This window comes from Mycolicibacterium holsaticum DSM 44478 = JCM 12374, from assembly GCF_019645835.1.
Lineage (GTDB): Bacteria > Actinomycetota > Actinomycetes > Mycobacteriales > Mycobacteriaceae > Mycobacterium > Mycobacterium holsaticum.
In genome coordinates this window covers 4,778,530-4,797,650 of sequence record NZ_CP080998.1, presented here as the reverse complement: position 1 = coordinate 4,797,650, position 19,121 = coordinate 4,778,530, and the positions used below count along the sequence as shown (strand labels likewise).

Genomic DNA, 19,121 nt, shown 5'->3' with positions numbered 1-19,121 from the left:
GGCCGTGGCGGTGTAGACATGAGTGTGTGCGCCTAGTCACGGATGTGCCCCGGCCAGAAGGTGCCGGCGGCCCGCCTCCCAGACGCGTCGCCGTTTTATCGGTGCACACGTCCCCGCTGGCCCAGCCCGGCACGGGCGACGCGGGCGGCATGAACGTCTACGTGCTGCAAACCGCGCTGCAGATGGCCCGCCGCGGCGTCGAGGTGGAGATCTTCACCAGGGCAACCTCGTCGGCCGACGCGCCCGTGGTGCCGGTGGCGCCTGGGGTGCTCGTGCGCAACGTGGTGGCCGGGCCGTTCGAGGGCCTCGACAAGTACGACCTGCCTACCCAGCTGTGCGCGTTCACCGCGGGCGTGCTGCGCGCCGAGGCGACCCATGAGCCCGGCTACTACGACATCGTGCACTCGCACTACTGGCTGTCGGGTCAGGTGGGCTGGCTGGCCAGGGACCGGTGGGCGGTGCCGCTGGTGCACACCGCGCACACGCTGGCCGCCGTCAAGAACGCCGCGCTGGCCGACGGTGACGCACCCGAACCGCCGCTGCGCGCGGTGGGCGAACAGCAGGTGGTCGACGAGGCCGACCGGCTGATCGTCAACACCGAACTCGAAGCGCAGCAACTGGTTTCGCTGCACCAGGCCGACCCGTCCCGCATCGACGTGGTCCACCCCGGCGTCGACCTGGACACGTTCACCCCCGGGGACCGCCGCGCGGCCCGGGCCGCGCTCGGCCTGGACCTGGATGCGCCGACGGTGGGTTTCGTCGGGCGCATCCAACCGCTCAAGGCGCCCGACGTGGCGCTGCGCGCGGTGGCCAAGCTGCCCGGGGTGCAGGTGCTGGTGGTGGGCGGGCCGTCGGGCACCGGACTGGCGGCGCCCGACGGGCTGATTCGACTCGCCGACGAGCTGGGTATCGCCGATCGGGTGAGGTTCCTGCCGCCACAATCGCGCGAACAACTGGTCAACGTGTACCGGGCCGCCGACCTGATCGCGGTGCCGAGCCATTCGGAGTCGTTCGGCCTGGTCGCCATCGAGGCCCAGGCCGCCGGCACCCCGGTGGTCGCCGCCGCGGTCGGCGGGCTGCCCGTCGCCGTGCGCGACGGCGAAACCGGCACCCTGGTGCACAGCCACGACGTCGACGAGTGGTCGGCGGCCATCGGCGCGCTGCTGGACCGCGGCCCGGACACGTTGCGCGCGGCGGCCGTCGCGCATGCCGCCACGTTTTCCTGGGCGCACACCGTCGATGCGCTGCTGGCCAGTTACAGGCGCGCGATCACCGACCACCGCGCCCGCGACCAACAGCGCGACGCCGCCGCGCGACGCAACGGCCGCATCTTCACGCGACGCCGGGGGGTGCGGGCATGAACAGCGCCGACGTCGAAAAGATCATCGAAGACGCCTGTAAGGACAACGACCTAATCTGCACCCGCCACGAGGGCGCACACGGCGGGCTGCCCGGCATCATCGTCGAGCTGCCCGGCGAACGGCGCCTGAAGACCAACACGATCCTGTCCATCGGCGAGCATTCGGTGCGCGTCGAGGCGTTCGTATGCCGCCAGCCCGACGAGAACCACGAGGGCGTCTACCGGTTCCTGCTCAAGCGCAACCGCAGGCTGTACGGGGTGGCCTACACCCTCGACAACGTCGGCGACATCTATCTGGTCGGCCGGATGGCGCTGCACTCGGTCACCCACGACGAGATCGACCGGGTGCTGGGCCAGGTGCTCGAGGCCGTCGACTCGGACTTCAACACGTTGCTGGAGTTGGGTTTTCGCTCGTCGATCCAGAAAGAGTGGGAGTGGCGGGTGTCGCGCGGTGAGTCGCTGAAGAATTTGCAGGCCTTCGAGCACCTCATCGACGAGTGAGTTCTCGGGCTCTCGCCCGAATGCACCTTTGGGCGGGTTTGTGCGAGTAGATCCCACCATTTCGTCGCTCTCGACTCGGGCTAGTCTCTGAGCCATGGGCAACTCGACGCTGATCCTGCTGCGCCACGGCGAAAGCGAATGGAACGCCAAAAACCTGTTCACCGGATGGGTCGACGTCGACCTGACCGAGAAGGGGCGCGCCGAAGCTGTGCGCGCCGGTGAGCTGATGAAAGAGCTGGACCGCCAGCCCGACGTGCTCTACACGTCGCTGCTGCGCCGGGCGATCAGCACCGCCAACCTCGCGCTGGACAAGGCCGACCGGCACTGGATCCCGGTGCACCGCGACTGGCGGCTCAACGAGCGCCACTACGGCGCGTTGCAGGGTCTGGACAAGGCCGAGACCAAGGAGAAGTACGGCGAAGAGCAGTTCATGGCGTGGCGCCGCAGCTACGACACCCCGCCGCCGCCGATCGAACCCGGCAGCACCTACAGCCAGGACGGCGACCCGCGCTACGCCGACATCGCCGGTGGCCCGCCGCGCACCGAATGCCTCAAGGACGTCGTGGAACGGTTCGTGCCGTACTACACCGAGGTGATCGAACCCGATCTGCGCGCGGGTAAAACCGTGTTGATCGCCGCCCACGGCAACTCGCTGCGCGCGCTGGTGAAGTATCTCGACGGCATGTCGGACGACGAGGTCGTCGGGCTCAACATCCCCACCGGCATCCCGCTGCGCTATGACCTGGACTCCGATCTCAAGCCGACGGTCATCGGCGGGCAGTACCTGGATCCAGAGGCCGCCGCGGCCGGTGCGGCCGCCGTCGCCGCCCAAGGCGCCAAATAGCTCCCCGCCGCGCCGTTTTGGGCGAACACGGGGTGAACGGCAGTCGAATACCTGGGATTTGCTGTGTGACTTGTCCCGCTTACCCCGCACGCTGCTGGGATGACGTCGACCGAATGCGTACGCTTCTCGCGTGAGTGTCGTATCGGCGCTACCGCTCGCGGTGGTGGCGCTGCTCGCGCTGGTGATCGGCGTCGGGCTCGGGGCGGGCGTTGCTCCCCGCCTGGTCGAGCGTCGCCGCCGCCGGACCGCTCAGCAGGCCGGCATCACCGTCTCGCAGATGCTCGAACACGTACTTTCCCAGTCTCCGGTCGGCATCGTCGTGGTCGACACCTTCCGTGACGTCGTCTACACCAACGACCGGGCGCGCGAACTGGGCCTGGTCACCGACCGGCTGCTCGACGACCGGGCGTGGCTGGCCGCCCAACGCACGCTGGCCACCGGCGAGGACGTCGAGGTCGACCTGTCGCCGCGCAAACGCAGCACCCCGGGACGATCGGCGCAGTCCATCCGCGGCCACGTCCGGCTGCTGACCGAGGAGGATCGCCGGTTCGCCGTGGTGTACGTCGACGACCAGTCCGAGCACGCGCGCATGGAAGCGACCCGCCGGGACTTCGTCGCCAACGTCAGCCACGAACTCAAGACCCCCGTCGGCGCGATGAGCGTGCTCGCCGAGGCGCTGCTGGCGTCCGCCGACGATCCGGAAACCGCACGCCATTTCGCCGAGAAGATGCTCGCCGAATCACACCGGCTGGCCAACATGGTCGGCGAGTTGATCGAGCTGTCGCGGCTGCAGGGCGCCGAGCGACTGCCCGATCTGGAAGCCGTCGACGTGGACACCGTGGTGTCTGAGGCGCTGTCCCGCTACAAGGTGGTCGCCGACAACGCCGACATCGCGATCACCACCGACGCGCCGACCGGCTACCGCGTGCTCGGCGACCAGACGCTGCTGGTGACCGCGCTGGCCAACCTGGTGGCCAACGCGATTGCCTACTCGCCCAACGGATCTTCGGTGTCGGTCAGCCGCCGTCGGCGCGAGAACAACATCGAGATCGCGGTCACCGACCGGGGTATCGGCATCGACAGTGAAGACCAGGAGCGGGTTTTCGAACGCTTCTTCCGGGTGGACAAGGCGCGCTCACGGGCCACCGGCGGAACGGGCCTCGGGCTCGCCATCGTCAAGCACGTCGCCGCCAACCACAACGGATCCATCCGGCTGTGGAGTCAGCCCGGGACGGGATCGACGTTCACGCTGTCGATTCCGGTATATCCCGATCACGATGACGAGAGGACTAGCGAAATCACATGACCAGCGTGTTGATCGTGGAGGACGAGGAGTCCTTGGCTGATCCCCTGGCCTTTCTGCTCCGCAAGGAGGGCTTCGAGGCCACCGTGGTGGCCGACGGACCTTCGGCGCTGGCCGAATTCGAGCGGGCCGGCGCCGACATCGTCCTGCTCGACCTGATGCTGCCCGGCATGAGCGGAACCGACGTGTGCAGGCAATTGCGGTTGCGCTCAAGTGTTCCCGTCATCATGGTGACGGCCCGCGACAGCGAGATCGACAAGGTCGTCGGTCTCGAAATCGGCGCCGACGACTACGTCACCAAGCCGTACTCCGCGCGTGAACTCATCGCCCGCATCCGCGCGGTGCTGCGCCGCGGCGCCGAGGCCGACGACAACGGCATCGGCGACGGCGTGCTGGAAGCCGGTCCGGTGCGGATGGACGTCGAACGGCACGTGGTCACCGTCAACGGTGAGACGATCACGTTGCCGCTCAAGGAGTTCGACCTGCTCGAGTACCTGATGCGCAACAGCGGGCGGGTGCTGACCCGCGGCCAGCTCATCGACCGGGTATGGGGCGCGGACTATGTCGGCGACACCAAAACCCTTGACGTGCACGTGAAACGGCTGCGCTCCAAGATCGAGGCCGACCCGGCCAACCCGGTGCGCCTGGTCACCGTGCGCGGCTTGGGCTACAAGCTCGAGGGTTAATCCCTATTCGGCGGCTCGGGTTGCGGGGTGCACGGCGATGAGACCCAAAGCGCTGCGCCGCTTGCACATCGCCGCCAGCTCGCTGTAGGCCTTCTCGCCGAGCAGTTCGGTCAGCTCGGGGGCGTAGGACTGCCACACCTGTTTGGCGCCGACGTGGGCGTTCGGGTCACCGGTGCAGTACCAGTGCAGATCGGCGCCGCCCTCACCCCAGCCCCGGCGGTCGTATTCGGTGACCCAGGTCTTGAGGATCTCGGTGCCGTCGGGCAGCTCCACCCATTCCTGCACCCGCCGGATCGGCAGCTGCCAGCACACGTCGGGCTTCATCGTCAACGGTTCCACCCCGAGCTTCAACGCCTTGCTGTGCAGCGCACACCCGATGCCGCCGGGAAACCCAGGTCTGTTGAGGAAGATGCACGCGCCCTTGTACTTTCGGGTGCGCAGATTGGGCTTGCCGTCGTACTCGTCGTCCTCGAGGTAGCCCTTCTTGCCCAGCCCCTTGTCGCGGTACTGCCAGTCGTCGGCGGTCAGCTGTTTGACGGCGTCGTCGAGGCGGGCACGGTCGTCGTCGTCGGACAGAAACGCGCCGTGCGAACAACACCCGTCGTCGGGACGGTCCTTCACCGTGCCCTTGCACGCGGGTGTGCCGAACACACAGGTCCACCGCGACAGCAGCCACGTCAGATCGGCGGCGATCAGATGCTCGGGGTTGTCGGGGTCGTAGAACTCGACCCACTCACGGGCGAAATCGAGTTCGACCTCTCCAGGGTGCGTGCCAGTCACGTATTCAACGGTAGACCGATTAAGTTGGGTGGGTGCGATTAGGCGTGCTCGACGTGGGCAGCAATACCGTTCACCTTCTGGTGGTGGACGCGCGCCGTGGTGGCCATCCGACGCCGATGAGCTCCACCAAGGCGTCGCTGCGGCTCGCCGAGGCGATGGACAGCTCGGGCAACCTGACCAAGAGGTGCGCCGACAAGCTGGTCCGCACCGTTGACGAGTTCGCCAGGATCGCCACCAGCTCCGGGTGCGCGGAGCTGATGGCGTTCGCCACCTCCGCGGTGCGCGACGCCACCAACTCCGAAGCGGTGCTCACGCGGGTGCGCGCCGAGACCGGGGTGGAGCTCAAGGTGCTCGGCGGGGTCGACGAGTCCCGGCTGACGTTTCTGGCGGTGCGCCGCTGGTACGGCTGGAGCGCCGGGCGCATCGTCAACATCGACATCGGCGGCGGCTCGCTGGAGCTGTGCAACGGCGTCGACGAGGAACCCGAAGTGGCGCTGTCGCTCCCGCTGGGCGCGGGCCGGCTGACCCGCGAATGGCTGCCCGATGACCCGCCGGGTCGGCGCCGGGTCGCGATGCTGCGCGACTGGCTGGCCACCGAACTCGCCGACGCCGGTGCCGAGGTGCTCAAGGCCGGCGCTCCCGACCTGGCCGTTGCCACCTCCAAGACGTTTCGCTCGCTGGCCCGCCTGACCGGCGCGGCACCCTCAGGAGCAGGGCCGAGGGTGAAACGGACCCTCACCGCGACCGGCCTTAGGCAGCTCATAGCTTTCATCTCTAGGATGACCGCTGCTGACCGAGCGGAGTTGGAAGGGGTGAGCAGCGACCGGGCGCCGCAGATCGTGGCCGGGGCGTTGGTGGCCGAGGCGAGCATGAACGCGCTTGCCGTGGAGACCGTGGACATCTGCCCGTGGGCGTTGCGAGAAGGGCTGATTCTGCGGAAACTCGACAGCGAAGCCAACGGTAGCGGCTTTATCGGCGGCGCCGACGATCCGAGGACCGTCGGCGATGCCGACAATCCGGTCTCGGTGGAAACGTCCGCACGCAATGCTGGACGATAGTGACGAGGCCCAGAGGCGACAGAGGATGACAGGACCAGAAGACAGCAGCACCACGCGACCGATCTCGGTGGCGGAGTTGCTCGCGCGCAACGGCACCATCGGTGCCCCGCCCCTTGGGGGCCGCCGCAGGCGGCGCCGCGGCGACACGGATTCGATCACGGTCGCCGAGTTGACCGGCGAGATCCCGATCATCCGCCCCGACGACACCGCCACGAGCACCCGACCGGCACCGGCCGAGACCGAGGCCGTAGAGACCAACGGTGCCGTCGACCAGGACGTCGCGGTGGAGACCGAGGCACAAGACGTCGAGACCGAGCAGGCACCGCCCGTCGAGGAGGAGGCGCCAGCGGTCGACACCGACGCACACGACGTCGAGGCCGAGCCCCAGGACGCCGAGGCGCTCGAGGATGCCGACACCGAAAGCGCCGAGGACACCGACGACGACTACGCCGATGCGGTGGCCGATTACGCGGCCTACATCGAACACCGTGAAAAAGATCCCGACCTGGACTTCTTCGCGCCGCCCCTGCGCTCCTCCGACGCGTCGAGCCGCTCGTCGGCCGCCGCGGTGGGCGCCGAGCAGATGAGCCCCGACCCGGTCGTCGACTGGGCCGACGCGCCCGCCGATGAGGACGACGCTGACCTCGCCGAAACCGACGTCGACGACGCCGCCGAGGACGCCACCGACGGTGACGAGCTGCCGTCGTACCTGCGCTCCACCGACGGACCGCTGTTCGGCGGCCAGACGGTCGCCGACGACCTGGCGCGCCGCGGCGTGCATCCCGGGCCCGAGGACATCGACCTCGAGGAGCACGACGAGGACGCCGACACCGCCGCGCCGGGACGGCTGTCCGCGATCCTGCGGGCGGCCTGGGTGGTCGGGCAGTGCGTCATCGCCGTCGCGTTCGGCGCGGGCCTGTTCATCGCGTTCGACCAGCTGTGGAAGTGGAACAACATCATCGCGCTGGTGCTGTCGGTGCTGGTGATCCTCGGCCTGGTCGTGGGCGTGCGGGTGGTGCGCAAGACCGAGGACATCGGCAGCACGCTGATCGCGGTCGCCGTCGGGGCGCTGGTCACGCTGGGCCCGCTGGCACTGCTGCAGTCGGGCTAGGCGCCGGCCGATAACGCGATAAACACTGTGCGCCCTGCCATCAAGGTCGGTCTGTCGACGGCCTCGGTCTATCCGCTGAGAACCGAGGCCGCGTTCGAGTACGCCGCACGCCTTGGCTACGACGGTGTGGAGTTGATGGTGTGGGCGGAAACGGTCAGCCAAGACATTGAAGCCATCGCCAAGCTGTCGCAGCGCTACGGGGTGCCGGTGCTGTCGGTGCACGCGCCGTGCCTGCTGATCTCGCAGCGGGTGTGGGGCGCCAACCCCATCCCCAAACTGGAACGCAGCGTGCGCGCCGCCGAGGAACTGGGCGCCGAGACGGTCGTCGTGCATCCGCCGTTTCGCTGGCAGCGCCGCTACGCCGAGGGGTTCAGTGAACAGGTCGCCGAGCTCGAGGCGTCCAGCCACGTGATGGTCGCGGTGGAGAACATGTTCCCGTTCCGCGCCGACCGGTTCTTCGGCGCGGGGCAGACGTCGATCGAGCGGATGCGCAAACGCGGGGGCAAGCCCGGACCCGGCATCTCGGCGTTCGCCCCGTCCTACGACCCGCTGGACGGCAACCACGCGCACTACACGCTCGATCTGTCCCACACCGCGACCGCGGGCACCGACGCGGTCGACATGGCCCGCCGGATGGGGGACGGGTTGGTGCATCTGCACCTGTGCGACGGCAGCGGCGCCTCCACCGACGAGCATCTGGTGCCCGGCCACGGCACCCAGCCCACGGCCGAGATCTGCGAGATGCTGGCGGCCAGTGACTTTTCCGGGCATGTGATCCTTGAGGTGACCACCTCGGGCGCGCGGACCGCTGCCGAACGTGAGGCGCTGCTGACGGAGTCGCTGCAGTTCGCCCGCGCACACCTGCTGCGCTGACATTCCCGCTGACGGAGGAAAACCGCTGATGGCTGGCTCCACCCTGTTCACCGATGCGATGGCGCTCACCGAGGCCGGTGACGGCGTGTACGACGGTGAGCTCAACGAGCACTGGACGATCGGGCCGAAGGTGCACGGCGGCGCGATGCTGGCGTTGTGCGCGAACGCCGCGCGCACCGAGCACGGGGGCGACGTCGAGCCGATCGCGGTCTCGGGCAACTTCCTGTGGGCGCCCGACCCCGGGCCGCTGCGGCTGGTCACGACCGTGCGCAAACGGGGCCGGCGGGTCAGCCTGATCGACGTCGAACTCAACCAGGGCGAGCGCACAGCGGTGCGCGCCGCGGTGACGCTGGGCGAACCCGAGCACCACGTGGCTCCGCTGTTGTCGGTGAATCCCGTCATCCCGTTGATGCAGCCCGAGCCGCCGCCGGGGCTGGAGCCGATCGGCCCGGGCCATCCCATGGCCGATGTCGTGCACCTGGCGCGGGGCTGCGACATCCGCCCGGCGCTGACCAGCTTCGCCCCGCGCACCGACGGCGGCCCGCCGGTCATCGAGTACTGGGTGCGGCCCAAGGACACCGCGCCCGATGTGTTGTTCGCCCTGCTGTGCGGTGACGTGTCGGCCCCGGTGACGTTCGGCGTCAACCGGTTCGGGTGGGCGCCGACGGTGCAGTTGACGGCCTATCTGCGTGCGTTGCCCGCCGACGGCTGGCTGCGGGTGCTGTGCACGACGGTGCAGATCGGGCAGGACTGGTTCGACGAAGACCACATCGTCGTCGACTGCGAGGGCCACATCGTGGTGCAGAGCCGTCAACTCGCGCTGGTGCCGAGCGAATAGCCCGACGGGCATCTGCAATGCTTTCCGGCATGGCCAGAATCGCGATCGTCGGTGGCGGAGGCATGGGTGAGGCGCTGCTGTCCGGGCTGCTGCGCGCCGGACGACAGGTCAGGGATCTGGTGGTCGCCGAGAAGGACCCCCAGCGCGCGAAGTACCTCGCCGAGAAGCACTCGGTGTTGGTGACGTCGGTCGCTGATGCCGTCGACACCGCGACGTATGTGATCGTCGCGGTCAAGCCGTTCGACGTCGAGGGCCTGGTCGGTGAGATCGCCGAGGCCGCGGCGCAGGCCGAAAGTGACACCGCCGAACAGGTTTTCGTCACCGTCGCGGCGGGGGTGACGACGGCCTTCTTCGAGAACAAGCTGCCCGCAGGCGCGCCGGTGATCCGGGTGATGCCCAACGCGCCGGTCGTGGTCGGCGGAGGCGTCAGCGCGTTGGCGCCGGGCCGGTTCGCCACGGCCGAGCACCTCAAGGAGGTGTCGGCGATCTTCGACGCGGTCGGCGGCGTGTTGACCGTGCCGGAGACGCAACTGGACGCCGTCACCGCGCTGTCGGGTTCGGGCCCGGCCTACTTTTTCCTGATGGTCGAGGCGTTGGTGGACGCCGGGGTCAACGCGGGGTTGACGCGCGCGGTGGCCACCGAACTGGTGGTGCAGACCATGGCCGGGTCGGCCGCGATGTTGCTGGATCGGCTCGACCAGAGCCAGGCGGGCGCCGGCGCACCCGCGAGCGCGGCCGCGGACACCTCCGCAGCCCAGTTGCGCGCGACCGTTACCTCGCCCGGCGGTACCACCGCGGCTGGTCTGCGTGAACTCGAAAAGGGCGGTTTGCGGGCAGCGGTGGCCAACGCCGTCGAAGCCGCCAAAACACGCTCTGAGCAGCTAGGAATTACATCTCAGTAATTCAATTAATTCGGGCCGATTAACCCACACCCGTCGCAGTAACCCCACAAGCCACGCTATTCTCCTCCTTGTAAGCACGGGTTGGGGTGCCAGCGGTGGGGAAGCCGCTGGAGCCGCCTGTGCCTGAATGATTGGGTTGCGATGACGTCTATGAACGGGCCATCGGCGCGGGATTCGGCTAGTGGCAAGTCGGCACGTGATACCGGCTCCACCGACGGCCAGCCGCCACGAGCTCAATTTCTCACCGTCGCCGAAGTGGCCAGCCTGATGAGGGTCAGCAAGATGACGGTGTACCGGCTGGTGCACAACGGAGAGCTGCCCGCCGTGCGGGTCGGCCGCTCGTTCCGGGTGCATGCCAAGGCGGTCCACGACATGTTGGAGAGCTCGTACTTCGACGCCGGCTAGGGGTTTCTCCGGCGAGGCGCGCACATCACGCATGCGGCGTCCGACGCTGCCCGATGGGCGTGCGCATTCTGCCCGCCAGCAGAGCCGTTTTCCGTTCACCGAGGTCGTGCCGGTAAGGTGGCCGGGTCAAGCAATTGCTATAGGTAGCGGAGACTTCGGAGTTCATGGGTTCAGTCATCAAGAAGCGACGCAAGCGGATGTCGAAGAAGAAGCACCGTAAGCTGCTTCGTCGTACCCGGGTCCAGCGCAGAAAGCTCGGCAAGTAACTTTCGTCCGCGGTCGCTAGGCTGACCGGATATGGATTCCGAGGGTCGCGGGCGCGCCGACGGGCCTGAGTCGCGCGAGAGCGCGCACTATCCGAAGGTCGTGTTGGTCACCGGGGCGTGCCGGTTCCTGGGCGGGTATCTCACCGCCCGGCTGGCGCAGAACCCGTTGATCGACCATGTCATCGCCGTCGATGCGATCGCGCCGAGCAAGGACCTGCTGCGCCGCATGGGCCGCGCGGAGTTCGTCCGCGCCGACATCCGAAACCCGTTCATCGCCAAGGTGATCCGCAACGGTGACGTCGATACCGTGGTGCACGCCGCGGCCGCGTCGTACGCCCCGCGCTCGGGTGGGCGGGCCACGCTCAAAGAGCTCAACGTGATGGGTGCCATCCAGCTGTTCGCCGCCTGCCAGAAGGCGCCGTCGCTGCGCCGCGTGATCGTCAAGTCGACATCTGAGGTGTACGGAGCCAGCGCACACGACCCGGTGATGTTCACCGAGGACACCAGCGCCCGGCGCCCACCGCGCGACGGCTTCGCCCGCGACAGCATCGACATCGAGGGCTATGCCCGCGGCCTGGGCCGGCGCAGAGCCGACATCACCGTCACGATTCTGCGGCTGGCCAACATGATCGGACCGGCGATGGACACCGCGCTGTCGCGCTACCTGGCCGGGCCGGTGGTACCGACGGTGGCCGGCCACGACGCCCGGTTGCAGCTGCTGCACGAACAGGACGCGCTCGGTGCGCTGGAGCGGGCGACGATGGCAGGCAAACCGGGCACGTTCAACATCGGCGCCTCCGGGATCATCATGATGAGCCAGGCGATCCGGCGGGCCGGGCGCATACCGCTGGCGCTGCCGCGGTCGGCGCTGGCCGTCGTGGATTCGGTATGGCGCGCAACTCGCTACACTGAGCTTGATCGCGAGCAGTTGGATTACTTGAGCTACGGCAGGGTCATGGACACCTCGCGGATGCGAAATGACCTCGGCTACAGCCCTAAGTGGACCACCGCGGAGGCCTTTGACGACTATGTCCGGGGTCGCGGCTTGACTCCGATCATCGACCCTGGCTGGGTACGCTCAATGGAGAGTAGGGCCGTGGCTGCGGCTCAACGGTGGGGAAGGTAGACGCGAACTTTACATCCGGCGGGAGAAGGTAACGAGCGTGGCGGGCGAGCCGAAGGCGAAAGTCATTCCGCTGCATAAGAACTCGAGTCGTGCAGCGGCTCAGCGGCGCACCGCCGCGCGTGCCGAGAGCGCGCGTCGCCGACATCCCTCGGTGCTCTCCGACCCGCCGGGCGGCGCGTCGGCCGAACAGATCGCCGCCGTCATCCACGAGATCGACGAACACCGCGGCGTCGCCGCCGGCACGGACCCCGAGCAGACCCCCAACGAACTCGCCAAACGCATCGCTGCGGTCGCTGAGTTCATCCGCAAGCGGATGACCGGTGACTACCCGGTCGACGAGTTCGGATTCGACTCACATCTCAACGACGCCCTCTTTCTGCCGTTGATGCGGGTGTTCTTCAAGTCCTGGTTCAGGGTTGAAGTCAGCGGGATCGAAAACCTGCCGACCTCGGGAGCGGCGCTGGTGGTCGCCAACCATGCGGGTGTGCTGCCGTTCGACGGGTTGATGGCGTCGGTGGCGGTGCACGATCACCACCCGACGCACCGCGATCTGCGCCTGCTGGCCGCCGATATGGTGTTCGACCTGCCGGTGCTCGGCCACGCCGCGCGCAAGGCCGGCCACACCCTGGCGTGCACCGCCGACGCGGACCGGCTGCTGGCGGCCGGTGAGCTGACCGCGGTGTTCCCGGAGGGCTACAAGGGCCTCGGCAAGCACTTCAAGGACCGTTACAAACTGCAGCGGTTCGGCCGCGGCGGGTTCGTGTCGGCCGCACTGCGCGCCAAGGCGCCCATCGTGCCCTGCTCGATCGTCGGATCCGAGGAGATCTATCCGATGATCGCCGACGTCAAGCTGCTGGCCCGCCTGCTGGGGCTGCCGTACTTCCCGATCACGCCGCTGTTCCCGCTGGCCGGGCCCGCCGGGCTGGTGCCGTTGCCGTCGAAGTGGCACATCCAATTCGGTGAGCCGATCGAGACCGCCGAATACGACGAGTCGGCCGCCGACGATCCGATGGTCACCTTCGAGCTGACCGACCACGTGCGCGAGACCATCCAGCAGACCCTGTATCAGCTGCTGGCCAACCGCAGGAACATGTTTCTCGGTTAGCGCCGAGCGGCCAGTCGTCGCACACTTCCGGTGCGCCGTACGCGGCCCTTCAACGGATCGCTAGCCCTTCGCGCTCTGTTTGGCGATCATCTGCTTGATCGCCTCATCGCGGGCCGCGGCGATCTGCGCGGTGACCTCGTCGGCCTCGGTGTCCGAGGCGGCCTCACCCATCACGGTGACGACACTGGTGATCACCGGCTTGCCGTCGGCGTCGGTCACCTCGCCGCGGACCTCGGTGACCACGGCGCCGTGCGACTCGGTGACCGAATCCAGATAGGAGTCGAAGTACAGCCTGTCACCGGCCACGATGGGGCGGTGAAAGGTCAGCTTCTGATCGCGGTGCAGCACCCGCTCCATGTTGATCGGCACGTCGAACTGGTTGAAGATCTCCAGCTGCACCCGCCGGCCGGCCACCGCCAGAAACGTCAGCGACGCGATCAGCCCGTCGTAACCGCACTCCTTGGCCGCTTCCTCCGAGTAGTGCGCGGGATGTTCGTCCTTGACCGCCTTGGCGAACTCACGGATCTTCTCCCGGCCCACCTCGAAGTAATCCGGGTAGCGGTAGTGGGTTCCGATGATGTTTTCGGCAATGGCCATGACGCGATCTCTTCTTTCGGTTTCGGCGGCGCGAGCCTATCAGCGCGCCGGCACCGGACCCCGGTTCCGGCCCGCTACTTGGCGTCCTGGCGGCGCGACGCCACGGCCGCCAGCGCACCGCCGACCGCGCCGAGGGCCAGCGCCGAGGGCACCCCGATGCGTGCAGCCTTGCGCGCGGTGCGGAAATCGCGGATCTCCCAGCCGCGCTCGCGGGCGAGCTCACGCAGGTCGCCGTCGGGGTTGATGGCCACGGCCGTGCCGACCAGCGACAGCATCGGCACGTCGTTGAAGCTGTCCGAATAGGCCGTGCAGCGTTTGAGGTTGAGCCCCTCGCGGATGGCCAGCGACCGCACCGCGTGCGCCTTGCCGGTGCCGTGCAGGATGTCGCCGACGAGCCGACCGGTGAACACGCCGTCGACGGATTCGGCGACGGTGCCCAGCGCCCCGGTCAGGCCCAGCCTGCGCGCGATCGTGGCGGCCAGCTCGTAGGGCGTCGCGGTGACCAGCCACACCTGCTGGCCGGCGTCGAGGTGCATCTGGGCCAGCGCGCGGGTGCCCGGCCAGATCTTGTCGGCGATGATCTCGTCGTAGATCTCCTCGCCCAGCGCCTCCAGCTCGGCGGTCGACCGGCCCTCGATGAACGCCAGCGCCTTGCGTTTGCCCTCGGCGACGTCGTCGCTGTTCTCCCGGCCGATGAGCTGGAATTTGGCCTGCGCGTAGATGAACTTCGCGACATCGCCGTAGGTGAAGTATTTGCGTGCGGCCAGCCCGCGGGCGAAGTGCACCAGCGAGGATCCGTGCACCAACGTGTTGTCGACGTCGAAGAACGCCGCGGCGGTCAGATCCGGCGGCGGGGGCGGCGGAGCGGACACCTCCTCGGCGGCCAACTCCGTGACGGCCGCCTCGGCGCTGGCCTCACCGGCAGCCCGCTGCGCCGAGGGCGTCGACGGCCCCGCCAGCTGTTCGGCCTCGATGCGACCGGAATCGGACACGAATCAACCCTAAGTCACGCACCGGCGATACTTGCGACATGGACCGGCGGGTGGAGTTGCTGACGCGTGAGGGCTGTGTGATCTGTACGGGGGCGGCCACCCAGCTCCAGCGGCTGGCCGACGAGCTGGGGTTCGCATTGACGATCACCGACGTCGACGCCGCCGCGGCCGCCGGAGATTCGACGCTGCGCGCTGAGTTCGGCGACCGCCTCCCGGTGGTGTTGCTCGACGGCAGCGAGCACAGCTACTGGGAGGTCGACGAACCGCGGTTGCGGGCCGACCTGGCCAGGTGAACACAGTTTCGCAGCAGAAGTCGCGAAATTTGGTTACCTAACTGTTCACCGACTACCTTGGATGACATGGTGATGCGGCCGTGAGCGTATTGCTTTTCGGTGTTTCGCACCGCAGCGCGCCGGTGTCGGTCCTCGAACAACTGAGCACCGACGAGGCCGAACAGGCCAAGATCGTCGACCAGGTGCTGCAGTCGCCTCTGGTGACCGAGGCGATGGTGCTGTCCACCTGCAACCGCGTCGAGGTCTACGCCGTCGTCGAGGCGTTCCACGGCGGCCTTTCGGTGATCGGGCAGGTGCTCTCCGACCATTCCGGCATGTCGCTGGGCGACCTGACCAAATACGCCTACGTGCGCTACGCCGAGGCGGCCGTCGAGCACATGTTCGCGGTGACCAGCGGCCTGGACTCGGCGGTGATCGGCGAACAGCAGGTGCTCGGGCAGGTGCGCCGGGCGTACGCCGCCGCGGAGGCCAACCGCACCGTCGGCCGCACGCTGCACGAACTCTCCCAGCGCGCCCTCTCGGTGGGTAAGCGGGTGCACACCGAGACCGGCATCGACGCCGCGGGCACGTCGGTGGTGTCGGTGGCGCTGGGCATCGCCGAAGCGAAGCTGGGCTCGCTGGCCGGCCGCAGCGCGGTCGTGATCGGCGCGGGCTCGATGGGCTCGCTGTCGGCCAAGCAGCTCATCCGCGCCGGCATCGAGAACGTGCACGTGGTGAACCGGTCGCTGCCCCGGGCCCGGCGCCTGGCGCAGCATGTGCGCGCCCAGGGCGTCGTCGCCGACGCGTTTCCGCTCGACCACCTGCCGGGTGTCCTCGGCGACGCCCACGTGGTGGTGTCGTGCACCGGCGCGGTGCGCCCGGTGGTCTCGCTGGCCGACGCGCACCGCGGCCTGGCCGGCCGCTCGGAGCGCGAACAACTGGTGATCTGCGACCTAGGCATGCCCCGCGACGTCGACCCGGCGATCACCGGTTTGCCCGGGGTGTACGTCGTGGACATGGAGCGCATCCAGCGCGAGCCCACCGCGCGCGCCGCGGCCTCCGACGCCGAAGCCGCCCGTTCGATCGTCGCCGCCGAGGTAGCCAACTACCTGGCCGGGCAGCGCATGTCGGAGGTCACCCCGACCGTCACCGCGCTGCGGCAGCGGGCCGCCGACGTGGTCGAGGCCGAGTTGCTGCGGCTGGACAACCGGCTGCCGGAGTTGAACGCCGCCCACCGCGCCGAGGTCGCCAAGACCGTGCGGCGGGTGGTCGACAAGCTGCTGCACGCACCGACCGTGCGGGTCAAACAACTGGCCAGCGCGCCGGGCGGCGACAGCTACGCCGAGGCGCTGCGCGAACTGTTCGAGCTCGACCAGCAAGCCGTGGACGCCGTGGCCGCTGGTGAATTGCCTTTAGTGGCAACCGAAAACGACAAGACCGAGTAACGCTTGACGAAACGTCGCCCTAAACTTCGGATCGGCACCCGCGGCAGCCTGCTGGCCACCACCCAGGCCGGTACCGTCCTGGACGCGTTGACCGCCCGCGGATACGACGCCGAGCTGGTGATCATCTCCACCGAAGGTGACCGCAACCTGGGACCGATCGTCGACATCGGCGTCGGGGTGTTCACCGCCGCCCTGCGCGAGGCCATCCACGACGGGCGCGTCGACATGGCCGTGCACTCCTGTAAAGATTTGCCGACCGCCGTCGATCCGCGGTTCACGATCGCCGCAACGCCGCCGCGCGAGGATGCTCGCGACGCTCTGGTGGCCCGCGACGGAATGGTGCTCGGGGAGTTGCCGGCGGGCTCGGCGATCGGCACATCGAGCCCGCGGCGGATCGCACAGCTTAGAGCATTGGGTCTCGGTTTGGAAATCCGCCCCCTAAGAGGCAACCTAGATACCAGGTTGAACAGGGTTAGCAACGGTGATCTCGACGGCATCGTGGTCGCACGGGCGGGACTGTCCCGCATCGGACGGCTGGCCGATGTCACCGAGACTCTCGAGCCGGTGCAGATGTTGCCAGCGCCGGCTCAAGGTGCGCTCGCGGTGGAGTGCCGCGCGGACGACACCGAGCTTGCCGCGCAGCTGGCGGAGTTGGACGACGCCGACACACGCGCAGCAATCACCGCTGAACGAGCCCTGCTCGCCGAACTGGAGGCGGGTTGTTCCGCACCGGTGGGCGCGATCGCCGAGGTGGTCGAGTCCATCGATGAGGACGGCCGCGTCTTCGAAGAGCTGTCGCTGCGCGGATGCGTGGCGGCGCTGGACGGATCCGACGTGATCCGCGCGTCCGGGATCGGAACTCCCGATCGGGCACGAGAGTTGGGGCTCTCGGTGGCCAGGGAGCTGTTCGATCTCGGTGCGCGCGAAATCATGGCGGGTCGCACTGAGCTGTAGAGCGGAGTGACGAGAGATGACAGGCCACAGTAGCGGGCGAGGTCGCAGGGCGAAGCCGGGCCACATCACGTTCGTCGGCTCGGGTCCGGGTGATCCGGGCCTGCTGACGTTGCGGGCCCGCGCGGTGTTGGCCAACGCCGCCCTGGTGTTCACCGATCCCGACGTGCCCGAAGCGGTGCGGACGCTGGTGGGCTCCGAGTTGCCGCCACCGGCGGGGCCAGAGCCAGCCGAAGCGCCCACCGACGCCGACGGCGAAAGCTCGATGATCCCCGGCGGCCCGGACATCCGGTCGGCCGTCGGCGATCCGGCCGAGGTCGCCAAGGCGCTGGCCACCGAGGCCCGCACGGGTGTCGACGTGGTGCGGTTGGTGGCGGGTGACCCGCTGTCGATCGACGCGGTGATCACGGAGGTGTCGGCGTTGGCGAAGACGCACCTGAACTTCGAGATCGTGCCGGGGCTGCCCGACACCACCGCGGTGCCCACCTATGCCGGGTTGCCGCTGGGATCGGCGCACACCGTCGCCGATGTGCGCGGTGACGTCGACTGGGCGGCGCTGGCCGCTGCGCCCGGCCCGCTGATCCTGCACGCCACCGCGACGCATCTGCCGGACGCGGCGCGCACGCTGATCGAGTACGGGCTGACCGACACCACGCCGGCCGTGGTGACCGCCAACGGCACGACGTGCCAGCAGCGTTCGGTGGAGACCACGCTGGGCGGCCTGCTGGACAAGGCGGTGCTGGAGAAGCCGGCCGGCATCGAACCGGCGACGGGCCCGCTGGCCGGTCCGCTGGTGGTGACGATCGGTAAGACGGTGAACCACCGCGCCAAGCTGAACTGGTGGGAGAGCCGCGCGCTGTACGGCTGGACCGTGCTGGTGCCCCGCACCAAGGACCAGGCCGGTGAGATGAGCGAAAAGCTGGTGGGCCACGGCGCGACGCCGATCGAGGTGCCGACCATCGCCGTCGAACCGCCGCGCAGCCCCGCGCAGATGGAGCGCGCGGTCAAGGGACTGGTCGACGGCCGGTTCCAGTGGGTGGTGTTCACCTCGACCAACGCGGTGCGCGCGGTGTGGGAGAAGTTCAACGAGTTCGGCCTCGACGCGCGCGCCTTCTCCGGGGTGAAGATCGCCTGCGTGGGCCAGGCCACCGCGGACCGGGTGCGTGCCTTCGGCATCGAACCCGAGCTGGTGCCCTCAGGTGAGCAGTCCTCGCTGGGCCTGCTCGACGACTTCCCGCCCTACGACGACGTTTTCGACCCGGTGAACCGAGTGCTGTTGCCGCGCGCGGACATCGCGACCGAGACGCTGGCCGAGGGGCTGCGTGAGCGCGGGTGGGAGATCGAGGACGTCACCGCGTACCGGACGGTGCGCGCCGCGCCGCCGCCTGCGCATACCCGCGAGATGATCAAGACCGGTGGCTTCGACGCGGTGTGCTTCACGTCGAGTTCCACGGTGCGCAACCTGGTCGGCATCGCCGGTAAACCGCATGCGCGCACCATCGTCGCGTGCATCGGCCCCAAAACCGCCGAGACCGCAGCGGAATTCGGTCTGCGCGTGGACGTGCAGCCGGAGGTCGCCGCGGTGGGCCCGCTGGTCGACGCGCTGGCCGAGCACGCCGCCCGGCTGCGGGCCGAGGGTGCGCTGCCGCCGCCGCGCAAGAAGAGTCGCCGGCGGTAGCGACGGGAGGAGCCGCAGTGACAGGGTC

The 19,121-nt window shown here is 68.7% G+C and carries 21 protein-coding genes; 18 read left to right on the top strand and 3 right to left on the bottom strand.

What is annotated here, in order from left to right; genetic code table 11:
• Positions 1-26 precede the first annotated feature (26 nt).
• The 5 genes from mshA to K3U96_RS23135 all read left to right on the top strand — a co-directional run bounded on the left by mshA (position 27) and on the right by K3U96_RS23135 (position 4,694).
• The gene (mshA, locus tag K3U96_RS23155) at positions 27-1,361 is read left to right on the top strand and encodes a D-inositol-3-phosphate glycosyltransferase (protein WP_084223693.1); all 1,335 of its coding nucleotides are present in this window, start codon (positions 27-29) and stop codon (positions 1,359-1,361) included.
• Positions 1,358-1,861, top strand: coding sequence for a type III secretion system chaperone family protein (locus K3U96_RS23150; RefSeq protein WP_069407517.1), 504 nt, complete (start codon positions 1,358-1,360; stop codon positions 1,859-1,861). The genes mshA and K3U96_RS23150 overlap by 4 nt, the downstream gene beginning before the upstream one ends.
• Positions 1,862-1,955: 94 nt before the next feature.
• Positions 1,956-2,705: a phosphoglyceromutase gene (locus K3U96_RS23145; RefSeq protein ID WP_220691215.1), complete on the top strand. Its 750-nt coding sequence runs from the start codon at positions 1,956-1,958 to the stop codon at positions 2,703-2,705.
• A gap of 130 nt (positions 2,706-2,835) precedes the next feature.
• On the top strand, positions 2,836-4,011 hold the full coding sequence (locus K3U96_RS23140; protein ID WP_069407997.1) for a sensor histidine kinase: 1,176 nt from the start codon (positions 2,836-2,838) through the stop codon (positions 4,009-4,011).
• Positions 4,008-4,694: a winged helix-turn-helix domain-containing protein gene (locus K3U96_RS23135; RefSeq protein WP_069407996.1), complete on the top strand. Its 687-nt coding sequence runs from the start codon at positions 4,008-4,010 to the stop codon at positions 4,692-4,694. Before K3U96_RS23140 ends, K3U96_RS23135 begins: the two co-directional genes overlap by 4 nt.
• A gap of 3 nt (positions 4,695-4,697) precedes the next feature.
• On the opposite strand, the gene K3U96_RS23130 is transcribed toward K3U96_RS23135, so the two are convergent.
• Positions 4,698-5,474, bottom strand: coding sequence for a DUF3109 family protein (locus K3U96_RS23130; protein WP_069407995.1), 777 nt, complete (start codon positions 5,472-5,474; stop codon positions 4,698-4,700).
• A gap of 32 nt (positions 5,475-5,506) precedes the next feature.
• On the opposite strand from K3U96_RS23130, the gene K3U96_RS23125 reads away from it, so the two are divergent.
• From K3U96_RS23125 to K3U96_RS23085, 9 genes are all read left to right on the top strand, one after another.
• Positions 5,507-6,532 (top strand): Ppx/GppA family phosphatase, encoded by a 1,026-nt coding sequence (locus K3U96_RS23125; protein WP_220691214.1) that lies wholly within the window; start codon positions 5,507-5,509, stop codon positions 6,530-6,532.
• Between the two features lie 25 nt (positions 6,533-6,557).
• A complete protein-coding gene (locus K3U96_RS23120) occupies positions 6,558-7,643 on the top strand; it encodes an Rv0497 family membrane protein (protein ID WP_220691213.1) in 1,086 nt (361 codons plus the stop codon).
• Positions 7,644-7,670: 27 nt separating this feature from the next.
• Entirely contained in the window at positions 7,671-8,516 is an 846-nt protein-coding gene (locus K3U96_RS23115; RefSeq protein ID WP_220691212.1) for a sugar phosphate isomerase/epimerase family protein, read from the top strand.
• A 28-nt stretch (positions 8,517-8,544) separates the two neighbouring features.
• Positions 8,545-9,354, top strand: a complete 810-nt coding sequence (locus tag K3U96_RS23110; protein ID WP_220691211.1) for a thioesterase family protein — start codon at positions 8,545-8,547, stop codon at positions 9,352-9,354.
• A gap of 29 nt (positions 9,355-9,383) precedes the next feature.
• Positions 9,384-10,256 carry a pyrroline-5-carboxylate reductase gene (gene proC / locus K3U96_RS23105; RefSeq protein ID WP_220691210.1) on the top strand — a complete coding sequence of 291 codons (873 nt, stop codon included), beginning with the start codon at positions 9,384-9,386 and terminating at the stop codon, positions 10,254-10,256.
• Positions 10,257-10,397: 141 nt separating this feature from the next.
• A complete protein-coding gene (locus K3U96_RS23100; protein WP_069408249.1) occupies positions 10,398-10,661 on the top strand; it encodes a helix-turn-helix domain-containing protein in 264 nt (87 codons plus the stop codon).
• A 164-nt stretch (positions 10,662-10,825) separates the two neighbouring features.
• Positions 10,826-10,927: a 30S ribosomal protein bS22 gene (locus K3U96_RS23095; protein WP_003402602.1), complete on the top strand. Its 102-nt coding sequence runs from the start codon at positions 10,826-10,828 to the stop codon at positions 10,925-10,927.
• Between the two features lie 31 nt (positions 10,928-10,958).
• Positions 10,959-12,053, top strand: coding sequence for an SDR family oxidoreductase (locus K3U96_RS23090; protein ID WP_220691209.1), 1,095 nt, complete (start codon positions 10,959-10,961; stop codon positions 12,051-12,053).
• Positions 12,054-12,090: 37 nt separating this feature from the next.
• On the top strand, positions 12,091-13,158 hold the full coding sequence (locus K3U96_RS23085) for a lysophospholipid acyltransferase family protein (protein WP_069407992.1): 1,068 nt from the start codon (positions 12,091-12,093) through the stop codon (positions 13,156-13,158).
• A 60-nt stretch (positions 13,159-13,218) separates the two neighbouring features.
• On the opposite strand, the gene K3U96_RS23080 is transcribed toward K3U96_RS23085, so the two are convergent.
• The gene (locus K3U96_RS23080; protein ID WP_069407991.1) at positions 13,219-13,755 is read right to left on the bottom strand and encodes an FAS1-like dehydratase domain-containing protein; all 537 of its coding nucleotides are present in this window, start codon (positions 13,753-13,755) and stop codon (positions 13,219-13,221) included.
• Positions 13,756-13,829: 74 nt separating this feature from the next.
• Complete coding sequence (locus tag K3U96_RS23075) at positions 13,830-14,747, bottom strand: HAD family hydrolase (RefSeq protein ID WP_069407990.1); 918 nt, start codon at positions 14,745-14,747, stop codon at positions 13,830-13,832.
• Between the two features lie 38 nt (positions 14,748-14,785).
• Here K3U96_RS23075 and K3U96_RS23070 point away from each other — a divergent pair, with 38 nt between their 5' ends.
• From K3U96_RS23070 to K3U96_RS23055, 4 genes are all read left to right on the top strand, one after another.
• Complete coding sequence (locus K3U96_RS23070) at positions 14,786-15,040, top strand: glutaredoxin family protein (RefSeq protein WP_069407989.1); 255 nt, start codon at positions 14,786-14,788, stop codon at positions 15,038-15,040.
• Between the two features lie 80 nt (positions 15,041-15,120).
• Positions 15,121-16,464: a glutamyl-tRNA reductase gene (locus tag K3U96_RS23065; protein ID WP_069407988.1), complete on the top strand. Its 1,344-nt coding sequence runs from the start codon at positions 15,121-15,123 to the stop codon at positions 16,462-16,464.
• 3 nt (positions 16,465-16,467) lie between these two features.
• Positions 16,468-17,418 (top strand): hydroxymethylbilane synthase, encoded by a 951-nt coding sequence (gene hemC / locus K3U96_RS23060; protein WP_220691208.1) that lies wholly within the window; start codon positions 16,468-16,470, stop codon positions 17,416-17,418.
• Between the two features lie 16 nt (positions 17,419-17,434).
• Positions 17,435-19,093, top strand: coding sequence for a bifunctional uroporphyrinogen-III C-methyltransferase/uroporphyrinogen-III synthase (locus K3U96_RS23055; RefSeq protein ID WP_220691207.1), 1,659 nt, complete (start codon positions 17,435-17,437; stop codon positions 19,091-19,093).
• The last annotated feature ends 28 nt before the right edge of the window (positions 19,094-19,121 follow it).

Excerpts from the sequence above, each read along its gene's own strand:
- K3U96_RS23135 (WP_069407996.1), top strand. The coding sequence starts at position 4,008 with ATGACCAGCGTGTTGATCGTGGAGGACGAGGAGTCCTTGGCTGATCCC.
- K3U96_RS23090 (WP_220691209.1), top strand. The coding sequence starts at position 10,959 with ATGGATTCCGAGGGTCGCGGGCGCGCCGACGGGCCTGAGTCGCGCGAG.
- K3U96_RS23110 (WP_220691211.1), top strand. The coding sequence starts at position 8,545 with ATGGCTGGCTCCACCCTGTTCACCGATGCGATGGCGCTCACCGAGGCC.
- K3U96_RS23055 (WP_220691207.1), top strand. The coding sequence starts at position 17,435 with ATGACAGGCCACAGTAGCGGGCGAGGTCGCAGGGCGAAGCCGGGCCAC.
- K3U96_RS23080 (WP_069407991.1), bottom strand. The coding sequence starts at position 13,755 with ATGGCCATTGCCGAAAACATCATCGGAACCCACTACCGCTACCCGGAT.
- K3U96_RS23100 (WP_069408249.1), top strand. The coding sequence starts at position 10,398 with ATGACGTCTATGAACGGGCCATCGGCGCGGGATTCGGCTAGTGGCAAG.
- K3U96_RS23145 (WP_220691215.1), top strand. The coding sequence starts at position 1,956 with ATGGGCAACTCGACGCTGATCCTGCTGCGCCACGGCGAAAGCGAATGG.
- K3U96_RS23120 (WP_220691213.1), top strand. The coding sequence starts at position 6,558 with ATGACAGGACCAGAAGACAGCAGCACCACGCGACCGATCTCGGTGGCG.
- proC (WP_220691210.1), top strand. The coding sequence starts at position 9,384 with ATGGCCAGAATCGCGATCGTCGGTGGCGGAGGCATGGGTGAGGCGCTG.
- K3U96_RS23095 (WP_003402602.1), top strand. The coding sequence starts at position 10,826 with ATGGGTTCAGTCATCAAGAAGCGACGCAAGCGGATGTCGAAGAAGAAG.
- K3U96_RS23150 (WP_069407517.1), top strand. The coding sequence starts at position 1,358 with ATGAACAGCGCCGACGTCGAAAAGATCATCGAAGACGCCTGTAAGGAC.
- K3U96_RS23070 (WP_069407989.1), top strand. The coding sequence starts at position 14,786 with ATGGACCGGCGGGTGGAGTTGCTGACGCGTGAGGGCTGTGTGATCTGT.